Consider the following 16,339-nt stretch of genomic DNA (forward strand, 5'->3'; position numbering starts at 1 on the left):
TTTTCCCTTTCCACCGCACCATCGAACGACCGGAGTCACCCATGTTGGAAGCCTATCGCCACCACGTAGCCGAGCGCGCCGCGCTGGGCATCCCGCCGCTGCCGCTGTCGGCCCAGCAGACGGCCGAGGTCATCGAGCTGCTGAAGAACCCGCCCGCCGGGGAAGAAGCCTTCCTGGTCGACCTGATCACGAACCGCGTCCCGGCCGGCGTCGACGATGCCGCCAAGGTCAAGGCGTCGTACCTGGCCGCCGTTGCCTTCGGCAGCGAGAAGACCCCGCTGGTCACCGCGCAGCGCGCCACCGAACTGCTGGGCACGATGCTGGGCGGCTACAACATCCATCCGCTGATCGAGCTGCTGGACAACGCCGAGCTGGGCGCCACCGCCGCCGAGGGCTTGAAGCACACGCTGTTGATGTTCGACAGCTTCCATGACGTGCAGGAAAAGGCCGAGGCGGGCAACGCCCACGCGCAGGCCGTGCTGAAGAGCTGGGCCGAGGCCGAGTGGTTCACCAGCAAGCCGGAAGTGCCGCAGAGCCTGACCATCACCGTGTTCAAGGTGCCGGGCGAGACCAACACCGACGACCTGTCGCCGGCACCGGACGCCACCACGCGCCCGGACATCCCGATGCACGCGCTGGCGATGCTCAAGAACAAGCGCCCCGACGCGCCGTTCGTGCCGGAAGAAGACGGCAAGCGTGGTCCGATCCAGGAAATCCTGTCGCTGAAGGACAAGGGCCACCTGGTCGCCTACGTCGGTGACGTGGTCGGTACCGGTTCCTCGCGCAAGTCGGCGACCAACAGCGTGCTGTGGTTCACCGGCGAGGACATCCCGTTCATCCCGAACAAGCGCTTCGGCGGCGTCTGCCTGGGCAGCAAGATCGCCCCGATCTTCTACAACACGATGGAAGACGCCGGCGCGCTGCCGATCGAGCTCGACGTGTCGCAGATGAACCACGGCGACGTGGTGGAACTGCGCCCTTACGATGGCAAGGCGCTGAAGAACGGCGAAGTGATCGCCGAGTTCCAGGTGAAGTCCGACGTGCTGTTCGACGAGGTGCGCGCCGGCGGCCGCATTCCGCTGATCATCGGCCGTGGCCTGACGGCGAAAGCGCGCGAAGCGCTGAAGCTGCCGGCGACGGACCTGTTCCGCCAGCCGCAGCAGCCGGTCGACAGCGGCAAGGGCTTCTCGCTGGCGCAGAAGATGGTCGGCCGCGCCTGTGGCCTGCCGGAAGGCCAGGGCGTGCGCCCGGGTGCCTACTGCGAACCGAAGATGACCTCGGTCGGCTCGCAGGACACCACCGGCCCGATGACCCGCGACGAGCTGAAGGACCTGGCCTGCCTGGGCTTCTCGGCCGACCTGGTGATGCAGTCGTTCTGCCACACCGCCGCGTATCCGAAGCCGGTCGACGTCAAGACCCACCACACGCTGCCGGAGTTCATCTCCACGCGCGGCGGCATCTCGCTGCGCCCGGGCGACGGCGTGATCCACAGCTGGCTCAACCGCATGCTGATGCCCGACACCGTCGGCACCGGCGGCGACTCGCACACGCGTTTCCCGGTGGGCATTTCGTTCCCGGCCGGCTCGGGCCTGGTCGCGTTCGCCGCGGCCACCGGCGTCATGCCGCTGGACATGCCGGAGTCCGTGCTGGTCCGTTTCAAGGGCGAGATGCAGCCCGGCGTCACCCTGCGTGATCTGGTCAATGCCATCCCGTACTACGCGCTCAAGTCCGGTCTGCTGACGGTGGCCAAGGCGGGCAAGAAGAACATCTTCTCCGGCCGTATCCTCGAGATCGAAGGCTTGCCGGACCTGAAGGTGGAGCAGGCGTTCGAACTGTCCGACGCGTCGGCCGAGCGTTCCGCCGCCGGCTGCACCGTGCGTCTGAACAAGGAGCCGATCATCGAGTACCTCACCAGCAACATCACGCTGCTGAAGTGGATGATCGCCGAAGGCTACGCCGACGCACGTTCGCTGGCCCGCCGCATCGCGAAGATGGAAGAGTGGCTGGCCGACCCGCAGCTGCTCGAGCCGGATGCCGATGCCGAGTACGCCGCGATCATCGATATCGACCTGGCCGACGTGCACGAGCCGCTGCTGGCCTGCCCGAACGATCCCGACGATGTGAAGACGCTGTCGGACGTCGCGGGCACGGTGATCGACGAAGTGTTCATCGGTTCGTGCATGACCAACATCGGCCACTTCCGTGCGGCTGCCAAGCTGCTGGAAGGCAAGCGCGATATCCCGACCCGCCTGTGGGTCGCGCCGCCGACCAAGATGGATGCCTCGGAACTGACCAAGGAAGGTGTCTACGGCACGTTCGGCACCGCCGGTGCGCGCATGGAAATGCCGGGCTGCTCGCTGTGCATGGGCAACCAGGCACAGGTGCGCGAGGGCGCGACCGTGTTCTCCACCTCGACCCGCAACTTCCCGAACCGCCTGGGCCGCAACTCCAACGTGTTCCTGGGTTCGGCGGAACTGGCCGCGATCTGCTCGCGCCTGGGCAAGATCCCGACCAAGGCCGAGTACATGGCCGACATCGGCGTCATCAACGAGAAGGGCGCCGAGATCTACCGCTACATGAACTTCGACCAGATCGAGGAGTACCAGGACGTGGCGAAGACCGTCGCGGCCTGATCACGGCAGCAACGAAAAGGCCCGGCATTGCCGGGCCTTTTTCATGGACGCGCTGAGCGGTCAGGGCAGCCAGTCGTCCACCGCTTCCAGCATCTGCCGGCGGCTGAAGACGAAGTCCCACATCGTGCCGCCCATCTGGCGCCACAGCACCGCCGAGCGTACGGCGGCGAGCAGGATCGCGCGGATTTCAGCGACCACGCCCGGCTGACCGAGGTAGTGGGGGTTGCCCTGCACCATCACGCGTGGGCGCAGATGGCTGATGGTATCGGCATACAGGCCGCCCAATGCCGACAGGACATCGGGATGCGTGCTGCCTTGTTGTGCGGCACGCGGCGCGATCTCGGCCAGCCCGCGGGTGACCGCATGCACGGTGTTGTCCTCCCGTACGAAGCGGCGCTCCAGTTGCAGCACGGCCATCGCCAGGCGCGACAGGCCGTCGTCCTGCGCTTCCTTCGTCAGGTAACCGCGCAACACCCGCAGGCCTGGCGTGACATCGCCCACGCGCCCGTACACGGCCAATGGCGTGGCCGCATCGATGCGGAACACGCTGTCCAGCGCCGCCTGCACGGCAGCACCTTCGGACTGGCCGGTTTCGGCGATGCGGCGGACCTGATGGAGGGCCTGCGCCAACCCGGCGAGGGCCAGCACGCGGTCGGAATATCGGTTGCTCAAGCTGCTTGCTCCGCAAGTTTCATTTCGAGGGGGGCATCCGTTCGTGCGATCACGGCACCACCCAGGCATTCGTCGCCAGCGTAGAGGACCAGCGACTGTCCCGGCGTGACGGCGCGCTGCGGTTGCATGAACCGCACGCTCACGCTGCCATCGTCCAGCACGTCCACCTCACAGTCCTCGTCGGGCTGGCGGTAGCGCGTCTGCGCGGTGCAGGCGAACCGTCCCGCAGGCGGGCTGCCGGCCACCCAGTGCGCAGTCTCCGTCCACAGGCGCGTGGACATCAGGTACGGACTCTGCGTGTCCTGGTCGACGTACAGCACGTTGTTCGCCACGTCCTTGCCGACCACGTACCACGGCGCCTGCGGGCGACCGCGCACGCCGCCGATCTGCAGGCCTTCGCGCTGGCCCAGGGTGAAATAGAACACGCCCGGGTGCTCGCCGATCACCTGGCCCTGGGGGTCCCGCATCGCGCCCGTGCGTGCAGGCAGGTAGCGTCCCAGGAATTCGCGGAAGTCGCGTTCACCGATGAAGCAGATGCCGGTGGAATCCTTTTTGTCGTGCGTCTGCAGGCCAGCTTCGCGCGCGATGCGCCGCAGCTCGGTCTTCTGCAGTTCGCCGATCGGAAACAGCGTCGCCGACAACTGCGACTGTCCCAACTGATGCAGGAAATAGCTCTGGTCCTTGCTCCGGTCCACACCGCGCAGCAACCGCCAGCGGCCCGCCTGCCGGTCGACGCGCGCATAGTGGCCAGTCGCGATCTTCTCGGCACCCAGTTCGCGCGCGGCATCGAGAAAGTGCTTGAACTTCACTTCGCGATTGCACAGCACATCGGGATTGGGCGTGCGACCGGCGGCGTACTCCGCAAGGAAGTGCTCGAACACGCCCTGCCAGTACTCGCTGGAGAAGTCGCGGAAGTGGAACGGGATCCCCAGGCGGCCGCACACCGCGACGGCGTCGCGGCGGTCATCCTCGGCGCGGCAGTCGCCGCTGCCATCATCGGCCCAGTTCTGCATGAAGAGGCCCGCGACCGGCTCGCCCTGCTGCACCAGCTGCAGGGCGGCGACGGACGAATCCACGCCCCCGGAGACGCCGACGATGACGCGTGGCGTGCTCATCCGATCTGCTGCAGCGTCGACAGCGGCAGGCGACGTCCGCCCAGATAATCCTGCACGACCTGCCATACCAGCGGGCTGCGATGGCGCTCGGACTGCGCCTGGAGTTCCGCTGGCGTCAGCCACACGGCTTGCACGATGCCATCGTCGAGCGGGCGTTCCGGCAGGTGGCGCACCGGTTCGGCGGCGAAGGCGAAACGCAGGTAATGGCGGCCGGTTTCGGCCTTCCATTGGTAGGCACCGATGAAGGCGGTGAGCGCGACCTCCCAGCCGGTTTCCTCGAGCGTCTCGCGAAGGGCGGCCTCCAGCAGGCTTTCGTCCGGCTCCAGGTGTCCGGCAGGCTGGTTGAACACCAGGCGGCCCTGCGCGCGCTCTTCGACCATCAGCAGCCTGCCGTCACGCACCACGACCGTGGCCACGGTGACATCGGGTTGCCAGAAGCGTCCCTCGCGGTAGCTCACTTACAGGTCGTCCTTGTCGCCGGAAAGTTCCAGCTCTTTGTTGTCGGCGGTTTCCGCCGCGATGTCCATGGCGGCTTCGAGGCCTGCGGCGTCGACGGTGTCGGGGAGCTTGATGACGAAGTAGAGGACGTCGCCGGAAAGTTCCCAGCCGCCGATCTTCTTGGTGCGGCTCTCCGCGAGCAATGCCAGCGCCTTGGCGCCGTCGATGCCGTCGGCGGCCACACGGGCGGCGGGCGAGAAGACTTCACGGACTTCAAAGCCTCCGACCTGTTCGGTGCGCCCCGATACGAAGACCAGTTGGGTGCGGTTGTCCTCCTTGTAGGAGTACGTCACCTTGTAGTCGCCATCGCCGTCCACCTCGAACGGGATGCCACTCGCCTTCAGGCGGGCGTCTACCGTGGCATCGGCAGCCAGGACCGGCGCGGCGAAGACGGCGGCGCAGATCAGGAAAATGGCGGGCAAACGGGACAGCATCGGCTTCACGGTCGATTCTTCTGTGCAGGAGGGTACATTGTGGCGGGGGTCACGCATGGCGTCCATGCGGGCGACGGCGGCTGGCGCCTATAATTGGCGCATGTCCCGCAAGAACGAAAACGAACGCGATCATGGCCTGATGGTGGAAACCAGCCGGCCCGAGGTCGCGCCACCGCCCCTTTACCAGGTCCTGCTGCTCAACGACGACTACACCCCGATGGATTTCGTGGTCACCGTCCTGCAGCAGTTCTTCGTCATGGATCTCGAGAAAGCCACCCAGGTGATGCTGCACGTGCATACGCGCGGCCGCGGCGTCTGCGGCGTGTACACCCGCGAGGTGGCCGAATCCAAGGTGGCCCAGGTCAACGAGTTTTCGCGTATGAACCAGCATCCCCTCCTGTGCACGATGGAGAAGTCCTGAGGGGACCGGCGCGGGTACGCCGGGCCGGTTACGGTGTGGGGGCACCGCCAGGTCGACGCAAGGCAACGATCCCTGAACACTGAAATCCGGTAGGGTGATGGAAAACCGCCCGCCAAGCCGCATATTGTCGGCATAGGCCCCGGAGGCAACCATGTTCAGCAAAGACCTCGAGCAGACCATTGGCCAGTGCTACAAGCGCGCCCGTGAAGCTCGGCACGAATTCATGACCGTCGAGCACCTGCTGCTCGCGCTCCTCGAAAACCCGTCGGCACAGGCCGTCCTCAAGGCGACCGGCGCGGACGCCAACCGCCTGCGTGCCGACCTTGAGCAGGCCATCGAAGCCTCCGTGTCCCGCCTGGCGGAGGACGACGGCCGCGATACCCAGCCCACGCTCGGCTTCCAGCGCGTATTGCAGCGCGCCGTCTACCACGTGCAGTCCTCGGGCAAGAAGGAGGTCACCGGCGCCAACGTGCTGGTGGCGATCTTCGGCGAGAAGGACTCGCATGCGGTCTACTTCCTCAACCAGCAGGACGTCACCCGTCTCGACATCGTCAATTACCTCTCTCACGGCATCGCCAAGCAGGGCGAGGAGAACGAGGCCGGCGGGCAGCCGGAGGGCGAAGGCAAGGCTGAAGGAGCGGACGGCGAGGGCAAGGGCGACGCCCTGACCGAGTTCGCCAGCAATCTGAACGACATGGCGCGCCAAGGCCGGATCGACCCGCTGGTCGGCCGTGGCGACGAGATCGAGCGGACCATCCAGGTGCTCTGTCGCCGCCGCAAGAACAATCCGCTCTACGTCGGCGAAGCCGGCGTGGGTAAGACCGCCCTGGCCGAAGGCCTGGCCAAGCGCATCGTCGAGGGCGAAGTACCGGATGTCCTGTTGGACGCCGTCATCTACTCGCTGGACCTCGGCGCGCTGGTCGCCGGCACCAAGTACCGCGGCGATTTCGAGAAGCGCCTGAAGGGCGTGCTGGCGGCGATCAAGAAGATCCCGGGCGCCATCCTGTTCGTCGACGAGATCCACACCATCATCGGCGCCGGATCGGCCAGTGGCGGCACGATGGACGCGTCGAACCTGATCAAGCCGGCGCTGGCGTCGGGTGACCTGCGCTGCATCGGCTCGACCACGTTCCAGGAGTACCGCGGGATCTTCGAGAAGGACCGTGCGTTGGCGCGCCGCTTCCAGAAGATCGACATCGTCGAGCCGACGGTGGGCGAAACCTACGAGATCCTGCAGGGACTGAAGCCGAAGTACGAGTCGCACCACGGCGTGACCTACGCCGACGACGCGCTGCAGGCCGCGGTGGATCTGTCGGTGAAACACATCGGCGACCGCCTGTTGCCGGACAAGGCGATCGACGTCATCGACGAGGCGGGCGCACGCCAGCGCCTGCTGCCGGAAGGCACGCGCAAGGAACTGATCGACGTCGAGGAAATCGAGACCATCGTCGCCAAGATGGCGCGCATTCCCGCCAAGCAGGTGTCGTCGTCCGACAAGGATGTGCTGCAGCACCTGGAGCGCAATCTGAAGATGGTCATCTTCGGTCAGGATCCCGCGATCGAGACGCTGGCGTCGTCCATCAAGCTGGCGCGCAGCGGTCTGGCCAACCCGGAAAAGCCGATCGGCAACTTCCTGTTCGCCGGTCCCACCGGCGTCGGCAAGACCGAGGTGACCAAGCAGCTGGCGCTGCAACTGGGCATTGAACTGGTGCGCTTCGACATGTCCGAGTACATGGAGCCGCATTCGGTCAGCCGATTGATCGGCGCGCCTCCGGGCTATGTCGGTTTTGACCAGGGTGGCCTGCTGACCGAGAAGATCGTCAAGACGCCGCACTGCGTGCTGCTGCTGGACGAAGTGGAGAAGGCGCACCCGGACATCTTCAATATCCTGCTGCAGGTCATGGACCGCGGCGTGCTGACGGATACCAACGGCCGCGAGGCGAATTTCAAGAACGTCATCCTGGTGATGACCACGAACGCCGGCGCGGCGCAGGCATCGCGCCGTACCATTGGCTTCACTCAGCAGGATCATTCGACGGACGCGATGGAAGTGATCCGCCGCAGCTTCACCCCGGAGTTCCGCAACCGGCTGGATGCCATCGTGCAGTTCCAGGGTCTGGGCTTCGACCACATCCTGCGGGTGGTGGACAAGTTCGTCATCGAACTGGAAATGCTGCTGCAGGAGAAGCATGTCAGCCTGTCAGCGACCCCGACGGCGCGCGACTGGCTTGCACAGCATGGTTTCGACCCGTTGATGGGTGCGCGTCCGATGGCCCGCCTGATCCAGGACAAGGTCAAGCGTCCGCTCGCCGACGAACTGCTGTTCGGCAAGCTGGTCAACGGCGGCCGGGTCAGCATCGACGTACGCGACGGCGAGCTGGTTGTCGATGCGCAGGCGGAGCCGGAGCGGTTGCTGCCCGCCACCGTGTCATGACGACCCGGGCGCAGGAACGGAACAGGTAGAAACGAAAAGGCGGCCCATGGCCGCCTTTTCGTTGCAGGTGATCAGCGTGACGAGCGCTTCTTCCGCTTGGCGAACTCCTCGGCCGTCATGGTCTCTACCGACGCCACCCGGCAGGTGTCGCGGGTGGTCTTCACGCGGGTATCGGCGGCGCACAGGCGATTGGCCTGGCCACCCGTGCTGATGTCGACCCGGGGCGTCATCAGGATCGAATCGCAGCTGTGCTGGAAGGCGACGCGGTAGTGATCACTGCCGTTGCGGAGGAAAAACTGCTGTCCGCCGGCGGCACGCACGATTTCCTGGTCATCGCCGAGATCGACGCAATCGGTGATGGCTTCGCCAGCGAACGCGGCGCTCGGAGCGATGGCCAATGCCAGCGCGAACAGCAGGGGGGTAGGACGACGGGAGTTCATGGCGGCTCTCTTCTGGGTCCGCGCCCGGAGTGGACGCTGCATCATGCTGAAGGCGTCGCCATCACGTGGAATCTGCCTGAAGTCCGCATGACGACCGGCCGGGTGCCGATGGTCATGGAGGGCTCGCGTGCTCCAAGAACGCGAAAAGCGGCCATCGGCCGCTTTTCAATCAATTACTTACCACAATTACTTCATGCGGTAGGTGATTCGACCCTTGGTGAGGTCGTAGGGGGTCATTTCGACCTTCACCTTGTCGCCGGTCAGGATGCGGATGTAGTTCTTGCGCATGCGGCCGGAGATGTGGGCGATGATTTCGTGCCCGTTCTCCAGCTTGACCCGGAACATGGTGTTGGGCAGCGTTTCGGCAACGGTGCCTTCGAATTCAATGGAATCGTCTTTCGACATGTAGACCTGTGTGTGCCGCGAGGAATGGCGGGTGCCATGAAGCCGGGCATTGTACGCCAGCTGCGTCCCCGGTGCAAAAATTCCGTTATGGGACCGGGGGTTGCGACAACGCGGAGGCCGGCAGCAGGCCGAATCGTTCGGTCCAGCCGTCCTCGGCCGCGGGCTGATCCACCAACTCGGCGACCTGCTCGAGGAAGGCCGCACGCGGCATCAGGCGTCCCCCCAGGGAGTGGAGGTGGTCATTTTCCACTTGGGCATCGATCAACGGCCATCCCCACGCGTGCAGGCGCGATGCCAAGGCCGCAAGCGCAATTTTTGAGCCCCCGGAGCGGCTGCTGAACATGCTTTCGCCAAAGAACATCCGGCCGATCGCGACCCCGTAGATACCGCCCACCAGCGCGTCACCGTCGAACACCTCTACCGAGTGGGCATGTCCCTGCCGATGCAGATCTAGGTAGGCCTGCCGCATGCCGGACGTGATCCACGTGCCATGCTGTCCGGGTCGCGGCGCATGCGCGCACGCGGTGATCACCTGATCAAAGCAGGTGTCCGTGCGGACCTGCCAGGTGCTGTGCCTGAGGGCGCGACGGAAACGTGAGGACAGGCGCACGCCGTCGGTATGGAACACCATGCGCGGGTCAGGTGACCACCACAGCGGGGGCTGGCCGAGCGAGAACCACGGAAAGATGCCGTGCCGGTAGGCGTTGAGCAGACGCGGCAACGAAAGATCGCCACCGATCGCCAGCAGGCCGTCCGGATCACGCATGGCGCTGGCGGCTGGCGGGAACGGCGCGTGAGGGTCGGAGGACAGGACAAACGGCCGCTGGCGCATGCCCGGATTGTAAGCGCACGCTGCTGGCGCAGATCGCCGGATCTCACCCTCGATGCTTGAAGGGTGTTTGTGTCTCCAGGGTCCGGGCGTAGCGGCGCACCGCCAGCGTATCTTCCGCGCACCAGCGGGCGAGGGCGGCGGCGAAGTCGGGACGGGCGATCCAGTGCCGCGAGTGCACGACCGCCGGCAGGAAGCCGCGTGCGATCTTGTGCTCGCCCTGTGCGCCCGGCTCGAACACGGTCAGCCCTTCGCGCAGACAGTAGTCGATGCCCTGGTAGTAGCACGTCTCGAAGTGGAGGCCGGGAATGCTGGCCATGGCGCCCCAGTAACGGCCATACAACGTGTCGGGGCCTCGCAGGCACAGGGCACCGGCGACGGGACGCCCATCATGGTCCGCCAGGAACATCACCAGATTGCGCGGCATGGTGGCGGCCAGATGCTGGAGGAAGGCCAGCGTAAGTGCCGGTGAATTGCCATAGTCATGAAAGGTCTGCAGGTAGAAACCGAACATGGCCTGCAGGTCCGCCTCGCTGGCCTCATCGCCATGCACCACGCGGAACGACACGCCTGCGCGCTGCACCTTGGCCCGCTCCTGGCGGATGTTCTTGCGGTGCTTGTGGTCGAAGTCGGCCAGGAAGCTGGCGAAGTCGGACCAGTGCCCCGGATTGCGCCAGTGGTACTGCACGTCGATGCGCGGGAGCCAGGCACCGGGGAACGCGGCATCCTCGGCGGGCAGGGGAAAATTGACATGTGCGGACGACAGATCGAGCCGTCCCGCCTCTTCTCGTATCGCGGCAAGCAACGCTTCGCGTGCCGCATCATCCCGTGCGAGCAGGCGCGGGCCGGTGACGGGGGAGTAGGGCACGGCGCCCAGCCATTTCGGGTAGTAGTCGAACCCGTGCTGCGCGTACGCGTGCGCCCACGCGTGGTCGAACACGAATTCGCCGTGCGAATTTTCCTTCAGATAGCCAGGTGCTGCGGCGAGTAGCTGGCCGTTCTCCCACAGCGTGGCGTGGTGAGGCGTCCAACCCCAGTCTTCGCGCAGGCAGCCGTGGACCTCGAGCCCATGCAGGAACGCGTGCGAAACGAAGGGGTTGCGCCCGTCGTGCAGCGCATCCCAGACGGACGCAGGCACCTCGGCGAGCGAAGGAAGGAAACGGACGTCGACCATCGATGCCGATGCTACGGACGCAGGTCCAGCACGTCGATGGTGGGTGGATTGAACAACCGCATCGGCAGGCCAATTTCGCCCGTGCCGACCGTGGTGTACACGCGGACGCGCCCCCGCGGCGTGGTCAGGAACTGTTCGCCACGGTCGAAGCCGTAGCGGCTCGGGATCACATGACGGTACAGCCAGGGAATCCGGATCTGCCCGCCGTGGGTATGACCGGCCAGCACCAACGCCACCTCCGGCCCAAGATTGATCGCGCTGTCCGGGTTGTGGGTCAGCACGAGAGTGGGCATCGGGGAGGGAGCGGACGCCAGGAAGGCCGGATCGTCCCGGCCTGCCCAGCGGTCGCCGAGTCCGGCGAGGCGGAATCCACGAACCGAGACGACGTCCCCCTCGACCACGCGGACACCGAGCTTCGCCAATGCGGCCCGCAGTTCGGTGTCGATATCGGGACCGGGCGCCTGCTGATCATGGTTGCCCAGTACTGCATAGACCGGAACATGCAGGCCAGCCAACGGCGCGAACAGGCGCGCCAGCGACTCGCCGTCGGGCTCGTAGGTGAAGTCGCCCGCGATCACCACCGCGTCGGCCGGCAGCGTGTTGATCCGGTCTACCAGCCGCTGCAGATAGGCGCTGTCCTTGTACACACCCAGGTGGATGTCGCTGATCAACACCAGTCGCACCTGTGCGCCGGTGCCCGCCAGCACGGTCTCCTGCACCCGGATGCGCTGTGGCTCGACGAAGCGCGCCCAGGCAAACAGCAGGCAACCTGCCAGGAGCAGGACAACCAGCGTGCGGCCCCGGCGCTCCCGCAACCGCCAGGCCAGCCAGGCGATGAACGGCCAGACCAGCCAGCTGCCGTAGAACAGGCATTGCTTGATCAGCAGTTTGTCCATCCCTGACGATACCGCGCCGTGCGGATCAGCCGTCCTTGTCCAGGAACCGCTCGGCGTCCAGTGCCGCCATGCAGCCGAAACCGGCCGAGGTGATGGCCTGGCGGTAATGCTGGTCGGTCACGTCGCCGGCCGCGAACACGCCGGGAATGGTCGTGGAGGTGGCATTGCCCTCGATGCCGGAACGGATCTTCAGGTAGCCATTGCTCATGTCCAGCTGGCCTTCGAACAGACCGGTATTCGGCGTATGCCCGATGGCCACGAAGAAGCCGTGCACGTCGATGTCGCGCGCGCTGCCGTCCTGCACCGACTTCACCCGGATCCCGGTAACGCCGGCATCGTTGCCCAGCACCTCGTCGACGGTGTGGTGCCACACCGGCTCGATCTTGCCGGCCTGGATCTTGGCGAACAGCTTGTCCTGCATGATCTTTTCGGCGCGCAGCGTGTCGCGGCGATGCACCAGGTAGACCTTGCGGGCGATGTTCGACAGGTACAGCGCCTCTTCGACCGCAGTGTTGCCGCCGCCGATCACCGCCACGTCCTGGTCGCGGTAAAAGAAGCCGTCGCAGGTGGCGCAGGCGGACACGCCACGGCCCTTGAACTTCTCTTCCGACTCCAGGCCCAGGTACTTGGCGGTTGCGCCGGTCGCGATGATCAGGGCGTCGGCGGTGTACTCGCCGCTGTCGCCGACCAGTTTGAACGGGCGCTTGGACAGGTCGGCGGTGTGGATATGGTCGAAGATCACCTCGGTCTCGAAGCGTTCCGCGTGCGCCTGCATGCGCGCCATCAGGTCCGGGCCCATCAGGCCGTGGGCATCGCCGGGCCAGTTGTCCACTTCGGTGGTGGTCATCAGCTGTCCACCCTGTTGCAGACCGGTGACCACGACGGGCTTGAGGTTGGCGCGGGCGGCGTAGACGGCCGCGGTCCAGCCGGCGGGGCCGGAGCCCAGGATCAACAGGCGGCAGTGCTTCGAAGTGCTCATGTATACTCGCGAAAAGGTGGTGATCGGGCAGGCAACGACGCAGTCGCACATCGTTCGCAGGCACATAGAGTGGCGTTGCGTATCCGGCGAATCAAGGCGCGCAGATGGAAAGCGGTGATGCAGGCCGGACCCTGGACCGATCAGACGAAGACGCTGCGCGACCGCGCGGCGTTTTTGCTATCCGGCCCTTGGCGATCCCTTGTGGCGGTACGCGTGCCCCGCTGTTGCGGGACGCACGATTCGTTTACTATCAATCACTAACAGAAATTTTCTAAGGTCTGGTCCAAAGGTGGCGAAGCAGCTCCCGGACAACGGCAAATCCAAGAGCGGCGCCGCGGCCGCACGCAAGCAGGCATCGCCGCCGAATCCGCGCCGGCAACGCCTGTGGCGCGATCTCGCGCTGATCGCGATCGCGCCGTTGCTGCTGTATCTGCTGGCCAGCCTCTTCACCTTTTCGCCGCAGGACCCCAGCTGGTCGCAGTCGGGCAGCCTGACCGCACCGGTTCACAACATGGGCGGACTGGCGGGCGCCTACCTCGCCGACATGCTGCTGTGGCTGTTCGGCTACGTGGCGTTCCTGCTGCCGCTGATCCTTGGCGCTGTGGCCTGGATCGCACTGTTCGGCATGGACACCGATGGTGATGGCGAAGCCGACCTCGGGCCGGCGTTGCGCCTGATCGGCATGGTGGGTTTCCTGATTTCGGCGACGGGCCTGCTGCATCTCCGCGGTGTGTCGGCCGAACATTTCTCTGCGGGCGCGGGCGGCATCCTCGGCACGCTGGTCGGCAAGTCGCTGCTGAAACTGTTCGGCGGCCTGGGCGGCAACCTGTTCCTGCTGGTGCTGTTCCTGACGTCGGTAACGCTGGCCACCGGGTTGTCGTGGTTCGCGGTGATGGAGCGCATCGGCAAGTACGTGCTGATGCTGCCCGACCTGTTCCGCCGCGGCAGCCAGCAGGCCAACGAGTGGCAGCAGACCCGCGCGATGCGCGAAGAGCGCGAAGTCGTCCGCAAGACCGACGCCGTGGCCCGTGCCAAGCGCGAGCCGGTGAAGATCGAGCCGCCCGCACCGGCAGTGGTCGAAAAGAGTGAACGCGCGAAACGCGAGCAGCAGATCCCGCTGTTCCATGGCACCGGGGGCGACGAATCCGGCCTGCCGCCGCTGTCGTTGCTGGACGATCCCAAGCCGCAGACCAAGGGCTACTCCGAGGAAACACTCGAGACGCTGTCGCGGCAGATCGAATTCAAGCTCAAGGACTTCCGCATCGACGTGCAGGTCGTCGGCGCCTATCCGGGCCCGGTGATCACCCGCTTCGAAATGGAGCCGGCGCCGGGCGTGAAGGTCAGCCAGATCAGCTCGCTGGACAAGGACATCGCCCGCGGCCTGTCGGTGAAGTCGGTGCGTGTCGTTGACGTGATTCCCGGCAAGTCGGTGATCGGCCTGGAAATCCCGAACACCAGCCGCGAGATGATCTTCCTTTCCGAGCTGCTGCGGTCGAAGGAATACGACAAGTCCGGCAGCGTGCTGACGCTCGCGCTGGGCAAGGACATCGCCGGCCGGCCGACCGTCGCCGACCTGGCGCGCATGCCGCACCTGCTGGTCGCCGGTACCACCGGCTCGGGCAAGTCCGTCGCCGTCAATGCGATGGTGTTGAGCCTGCTGTACAAGGCCTCGCCGAAAGACCTGCGCATGCTGATGATCGACCCGAAGATGCTGGAGCTCAGCGTCTACCAGGGGATTCCGCACCTGCTGGCGCCGGTGGTCACCGACATGAAGGAGGCCGCCAACGGCCTGCGCTGGTGCGTGGCGGAGATGGAGCGCCGCTACAAGCTGATGAGCGCGGTGGGCGTGCGCAACCTGGCCGGTTTCAACAAGAAGGTGAAGGACGCGCAGGACGCGGGCCAACCCTTGATGGATCCGTTGTTCAAGCCGAATCCGGACCTGGCCGAAGCGCCGCGCCCGCTCGAGCCAATGCCCTTCATCGTCATCTTCATCGACGAATTCGCCGACATGATGATGATCGTCGGCAAGAAGGTCGAAGAGCTGATCGCCCGTCTGGCGCAGAAGGCGCGTGCGGCCGGCATCCACCTGATCCTGGCCACCCAGCGTCCGTCGGTAGACGTCATTACCGGTCTGATCAAGGCGAACATCCCGACCCGCATCGCGTTCCAGGTCAGTTCGAAGATCGACTCCCGCACCATCCTCGACCAGTCCGGCGCGGAAACACTGCTGGGCCACGGCGACATGCTTTACCTGCCGCCGGGCACCGCGATGCCGGAGCGCATCCATGGCGCCTTCGTCAGCGACGAGGAAGTCCACCGCGTGGTCGAACATCTCAAGGCGAGCGGCAGCGCCGATTACATCGAGGGTGTGCTGGAAGAGATCCAGACCATGGGCGATGGCATCGTCGTCGGTCCGACCGGCCTGCCGGAGTCCGGCGGCGGTGGCGGAGACGAGTCCGATCCGCTGTACGACGAGGCGGTGAAGATCGTCACCGAGAGCCGTCGTGCCTCGATCTCCGGCGTGCAGCGACGACTGAAGATCGGCTACAACCGCGCCGCGCGCCTGATCGAAGCCATGGAAGCCGCTGGCGTGGTGACGCCGCCCGAACACAACGGCGACCGCCAGGTGTTGGCGCCGCCACCGCCGCGCTGACTGAACGACGCGCCGACCGCCGCTCGTGGTCGGCAGCCTGTTCAGTTTTGTCCCGGCACACTCCGTCCAACGTCCCTCATCCCGGAACGCACCATGCTCCGCACTGCACGTTACGCCGTCCTCGCCACCGCCTTGCTCGCCACCACGGCCCTCGCCGGCGCGCGCGACGAGCTGAAGACCTTCACCACCGGCCTGAAGGGCCTGGATGGCCAGTTCACCCAAAAGGTCTACGACGGAGGCGGCAAGCTGAAGGAAACTTCGAACGGTCGTGTCGCGCTGTCGGCGCCGCGCCTGTTCCGCTGGGAATACAACAAGCCGTACGAGCAGCTGATCGTTGCCGATGGCAAGAAGGTGTGGGTCTACGATCCGGACCTCCAGCAGGCCACGGTGCGCGAGCAGGGCATCGAAGAAGAGAACAGCCCGCTCGCGGCACTGATCGATCCGGGCAAGCTCGACCAGCAGTTCAATGTGGCCGAAGCCGCGGGGCAGGGTGGCGTGCAGTGGCTCACCCTGACGCCCAAGCAGGAAGGCGATGCCAGCTTCCAGACCGCGCGGCTCGCCTTCTCCGGCGGCACGCTGGTGAAGATGGAAGTGAAGGACGCGGTCGGCCAGCGCACCGAGATCAGCTTCAGCGGCTGGAAGCGCAACCCGGCGTTCGCCGGCGGCACCTTCAAGTACGCGCCCGCGAAGGGCGTGGATGTGGTGGGCGGCCCCTGACCGGGCCACTGAGCGGGACCCGGTGGGCCACGACGTTAC

15 protein-coding genes are annotated in these 16,339 nt (G+C 65.8%); 5 read left to right on the forward strand and 10 right to left on the reverse strand.

Features of this window, described 5'->3' with window-relative positions; translation table 11 throughout:
• Positions 1–41 precede the first annotated feature (41 nt).
• Positions 42–2,633 carry a bifunctional aconitate hydratase 2/2-methylisocitrate dehydratase gene (gene acnB, locus ACSQ1W_RS06890; protein ID WP_436042466.1) on the forward strand — a complete coding sequence of 864 codons (2,592 nt, stop codon included), beginning with the start codon at positions 42–44 and terminating at the stop codon, positions 2,631–2,633.
• 60 nt (positions 2,634–2,693) lie between these two features.
• On the opposite strand, the gene hflD is transcribed toward acnB, so the two are convergent.
• From hflD to ACSQ1W_RS06910, 4 genes are read right to left on the reverse strand one after another with little or no spacing between them, the layout of a single operon-like run.
• The gene (gene hflD / locus ACSQ1W_RS06895; RefSeq protein ID WP_436042468.1) at positions 2,694–3,305 is read right to left on the reverse strand and encodes a high frequency lysogenization protein HflD; all 612 of its coding nucleotides are present in this window, start codon (positions 3,303–3,305) and stop codon (positions 2,694–2,696) included.
• The gene (gene mnmA, locus ACSQ1W_RS06900) at positions 3,302–4,420 is read right to left on the reverse strand and encodes a tRNA 2-thiouridine(34) synthase MnmA (RefSeq protein ID WP_436042470.1); all 1,119 of its coding nucleotides are present in this window, start codon (positions 4,418–4,420) and stop codon (positions 3,302–3,304) included. The genes hflD and mnmA overlap by 4 nt, the downstream gene beginning before the upstream one ends.
• Positions 4,417–4,878, reverse strand: coding sequence for an NUDIX hydrolase (locus ACSQ1W_RS06905; protein ID WP_436042472.1), 462 nt, complete (start codon positions 4,876–4,878; stop codon positions 4,417–4,419). The genes mnmA and ACSQ1W_RS06905 overlap by 4 nt, the downstream gene beginning before the upstream one ends.
• On the reverse strand, positions 4,879–5,361 hold the full coding sequence (locus ACSQ1W_RS06910) for a hypothetical protein (protein WP_436042474.1): 483 nt from the start codon (positions 5,359–5,361) through the stop codon (positions 4,879–4,881).
• A gap of 91 nt (positions 5,362–5,452) precedes the next feature.
• Between ACSQ1W_RS06910 and clpS the strand changes: the two genes are divergently transcribed.
• Both clpS and clpA read left to right on the forward strand, forming a co-directional pair.
• Complete coding sequence (clpS, locus tag ACSQ1W_RS06915) at positions 5,453–5,773, forward strand: ATP-dependent Clp protease adapter ClpS (RefSeq protein WP_192201152.1); 321 nt, start codon at positions 5,453–5,455, stop codon at positions 5,771–5,773.
• Between the two features lie 151 nt (positions 5,774–5,924).
• A complete protein-coding gene (gene clpA, locus ACSQ1W_RS06920; protein WP_436042476.1) occupies positions 5,925–8,207 on the forward strand; it encodes an ATP-dependent Clp protease ATP-binding subunit ClpA in 2,283 nt (760 codons plus the stop codon).
• 71 nt (positions 8,208–8,278) lie between these two features.
• Here the strand turns inward: clpA and ACSQ1W_RS06925 are convergent, their stop codons facing one another.
• The 6 genes from ACSQ1W_RS06925 to trxB form a co-directional block, all read right to left on the reverse strand.
• Positions 8,279–8,647, reverse strand: coding sequence for a hypothetical protein (locus ACSQ1W_RS06925; protein WP_436042478.1), 369 nt, complete (start codon positions 8,645–8,647; stop codon positions 8,279–8,281).
• A 186-nt stretch (positions 8,648–8,833) separates the two neighbouring features.
• Positions 8,834–9,052 (reverse strand): translation initiation factor IF-1, encoded by a 219-nt coding sequence (infA, locus tag ACSQ1W_RS06930; protein ID WP_055943174.1) that lies wholly within the window; start codon positions 9,050–9,052, stop codon positions 8,834–8,836.
• 85 nt (positions 9,053–9,137) lie between these two features.
• Positions 9,138–9,884 carry a leucyl/phenylalanyl-tRNA--protein transferase gene (gene aat / locus ACSQ1W_RS06935; RefSeq protein ID WP_436042480.1) on the reverse strand — a complete coding sequence of 249 codons (747 nt, stop codon included), beginning with the start codon at positions 9,882–9,884 and terminating at the stop codon, positions 9,138–9,140.
• Between the two features lie 43 nt (positions 9,885–9,927).
• Entirely contained in the window at positions 9,928–11,055 is a 1,128-nt protein-coding gene (locus tag ACSQ1W_RS06940) for a GNAT family N-acetyltransferase (RefSeq protein ID WP_436042482.1), read from the reverse strand.
• Between the two features lie 11 nt (positions 11,056–11,066).
• On the reverse strand, positions 11,067–11,951 hold the full coding sequence (locus tag ACSQ1W_RS06945; RefSeq protein WP_436042484.1) for a metallophosphoesterase: 885 nt from the start codon (positions 11,949–11,951) through the stop codon (positions 11,067–11,069).
• Between the two features lie 25 nt (positions 11,952–11,976).
• Positions 11,977–12,930 carry a thioredoxin-disulfide reductase gene (gene trxB, locus ACSQ1W_RS06950; protein ID WP_436042486.1) on the reverse strand — a complete coding sequence of 318 codons (954 nt, stop codon included), beginning with the start codon at positions 12,928–12,930 and terminating at the stop codon, positions 11,977–11,979.
• A 289-nt stretch (positions 12,931–13,219) separates the two neighbouring features.
• On the opposite strand from trxB, the gene ACSQ1W_RS06955 reads away from it, so the two are divergent.
• Both ACSQ1W_RS06955 and lolA read left to right on the forward strand, forming a co-directional pair.
• Positions 13,220–15,583, forward strand: coding sequence for a DNA translocase FtsK (locus ACSQ1W_RS06955; protein WP_436042488.1), 2,364 nt, complete (start codon positions 13,220–13,222; stop codon positions 15,581–15,583).
• 93 nt (positions 15,584–15,676) lie between these two features.
• A complete protein-coding gene (gene lolA, locus ACSQ1W_RS06960; protein WP_436042489.1) occupies positions 15,677–16,300 on the forward strand; it encodes an outer membrane lipoprotein chaperone LolA in 624 nt (207 codons plus the stop codon).
• Positions 16,301–16,339 lie beyond the last annotated feature (39 nt).

Origin of the sequence: Pseudoxanthomonas sp. LjRoot143 (genome assembly GCF_964252945.1) — a bacterium.
Lineage (GTDB): Bacteria > Pseudomonadota > Gammaproteobacteria > Xanthomonadales > Xanthomonadaceae > Pseudoxanthomonas_A.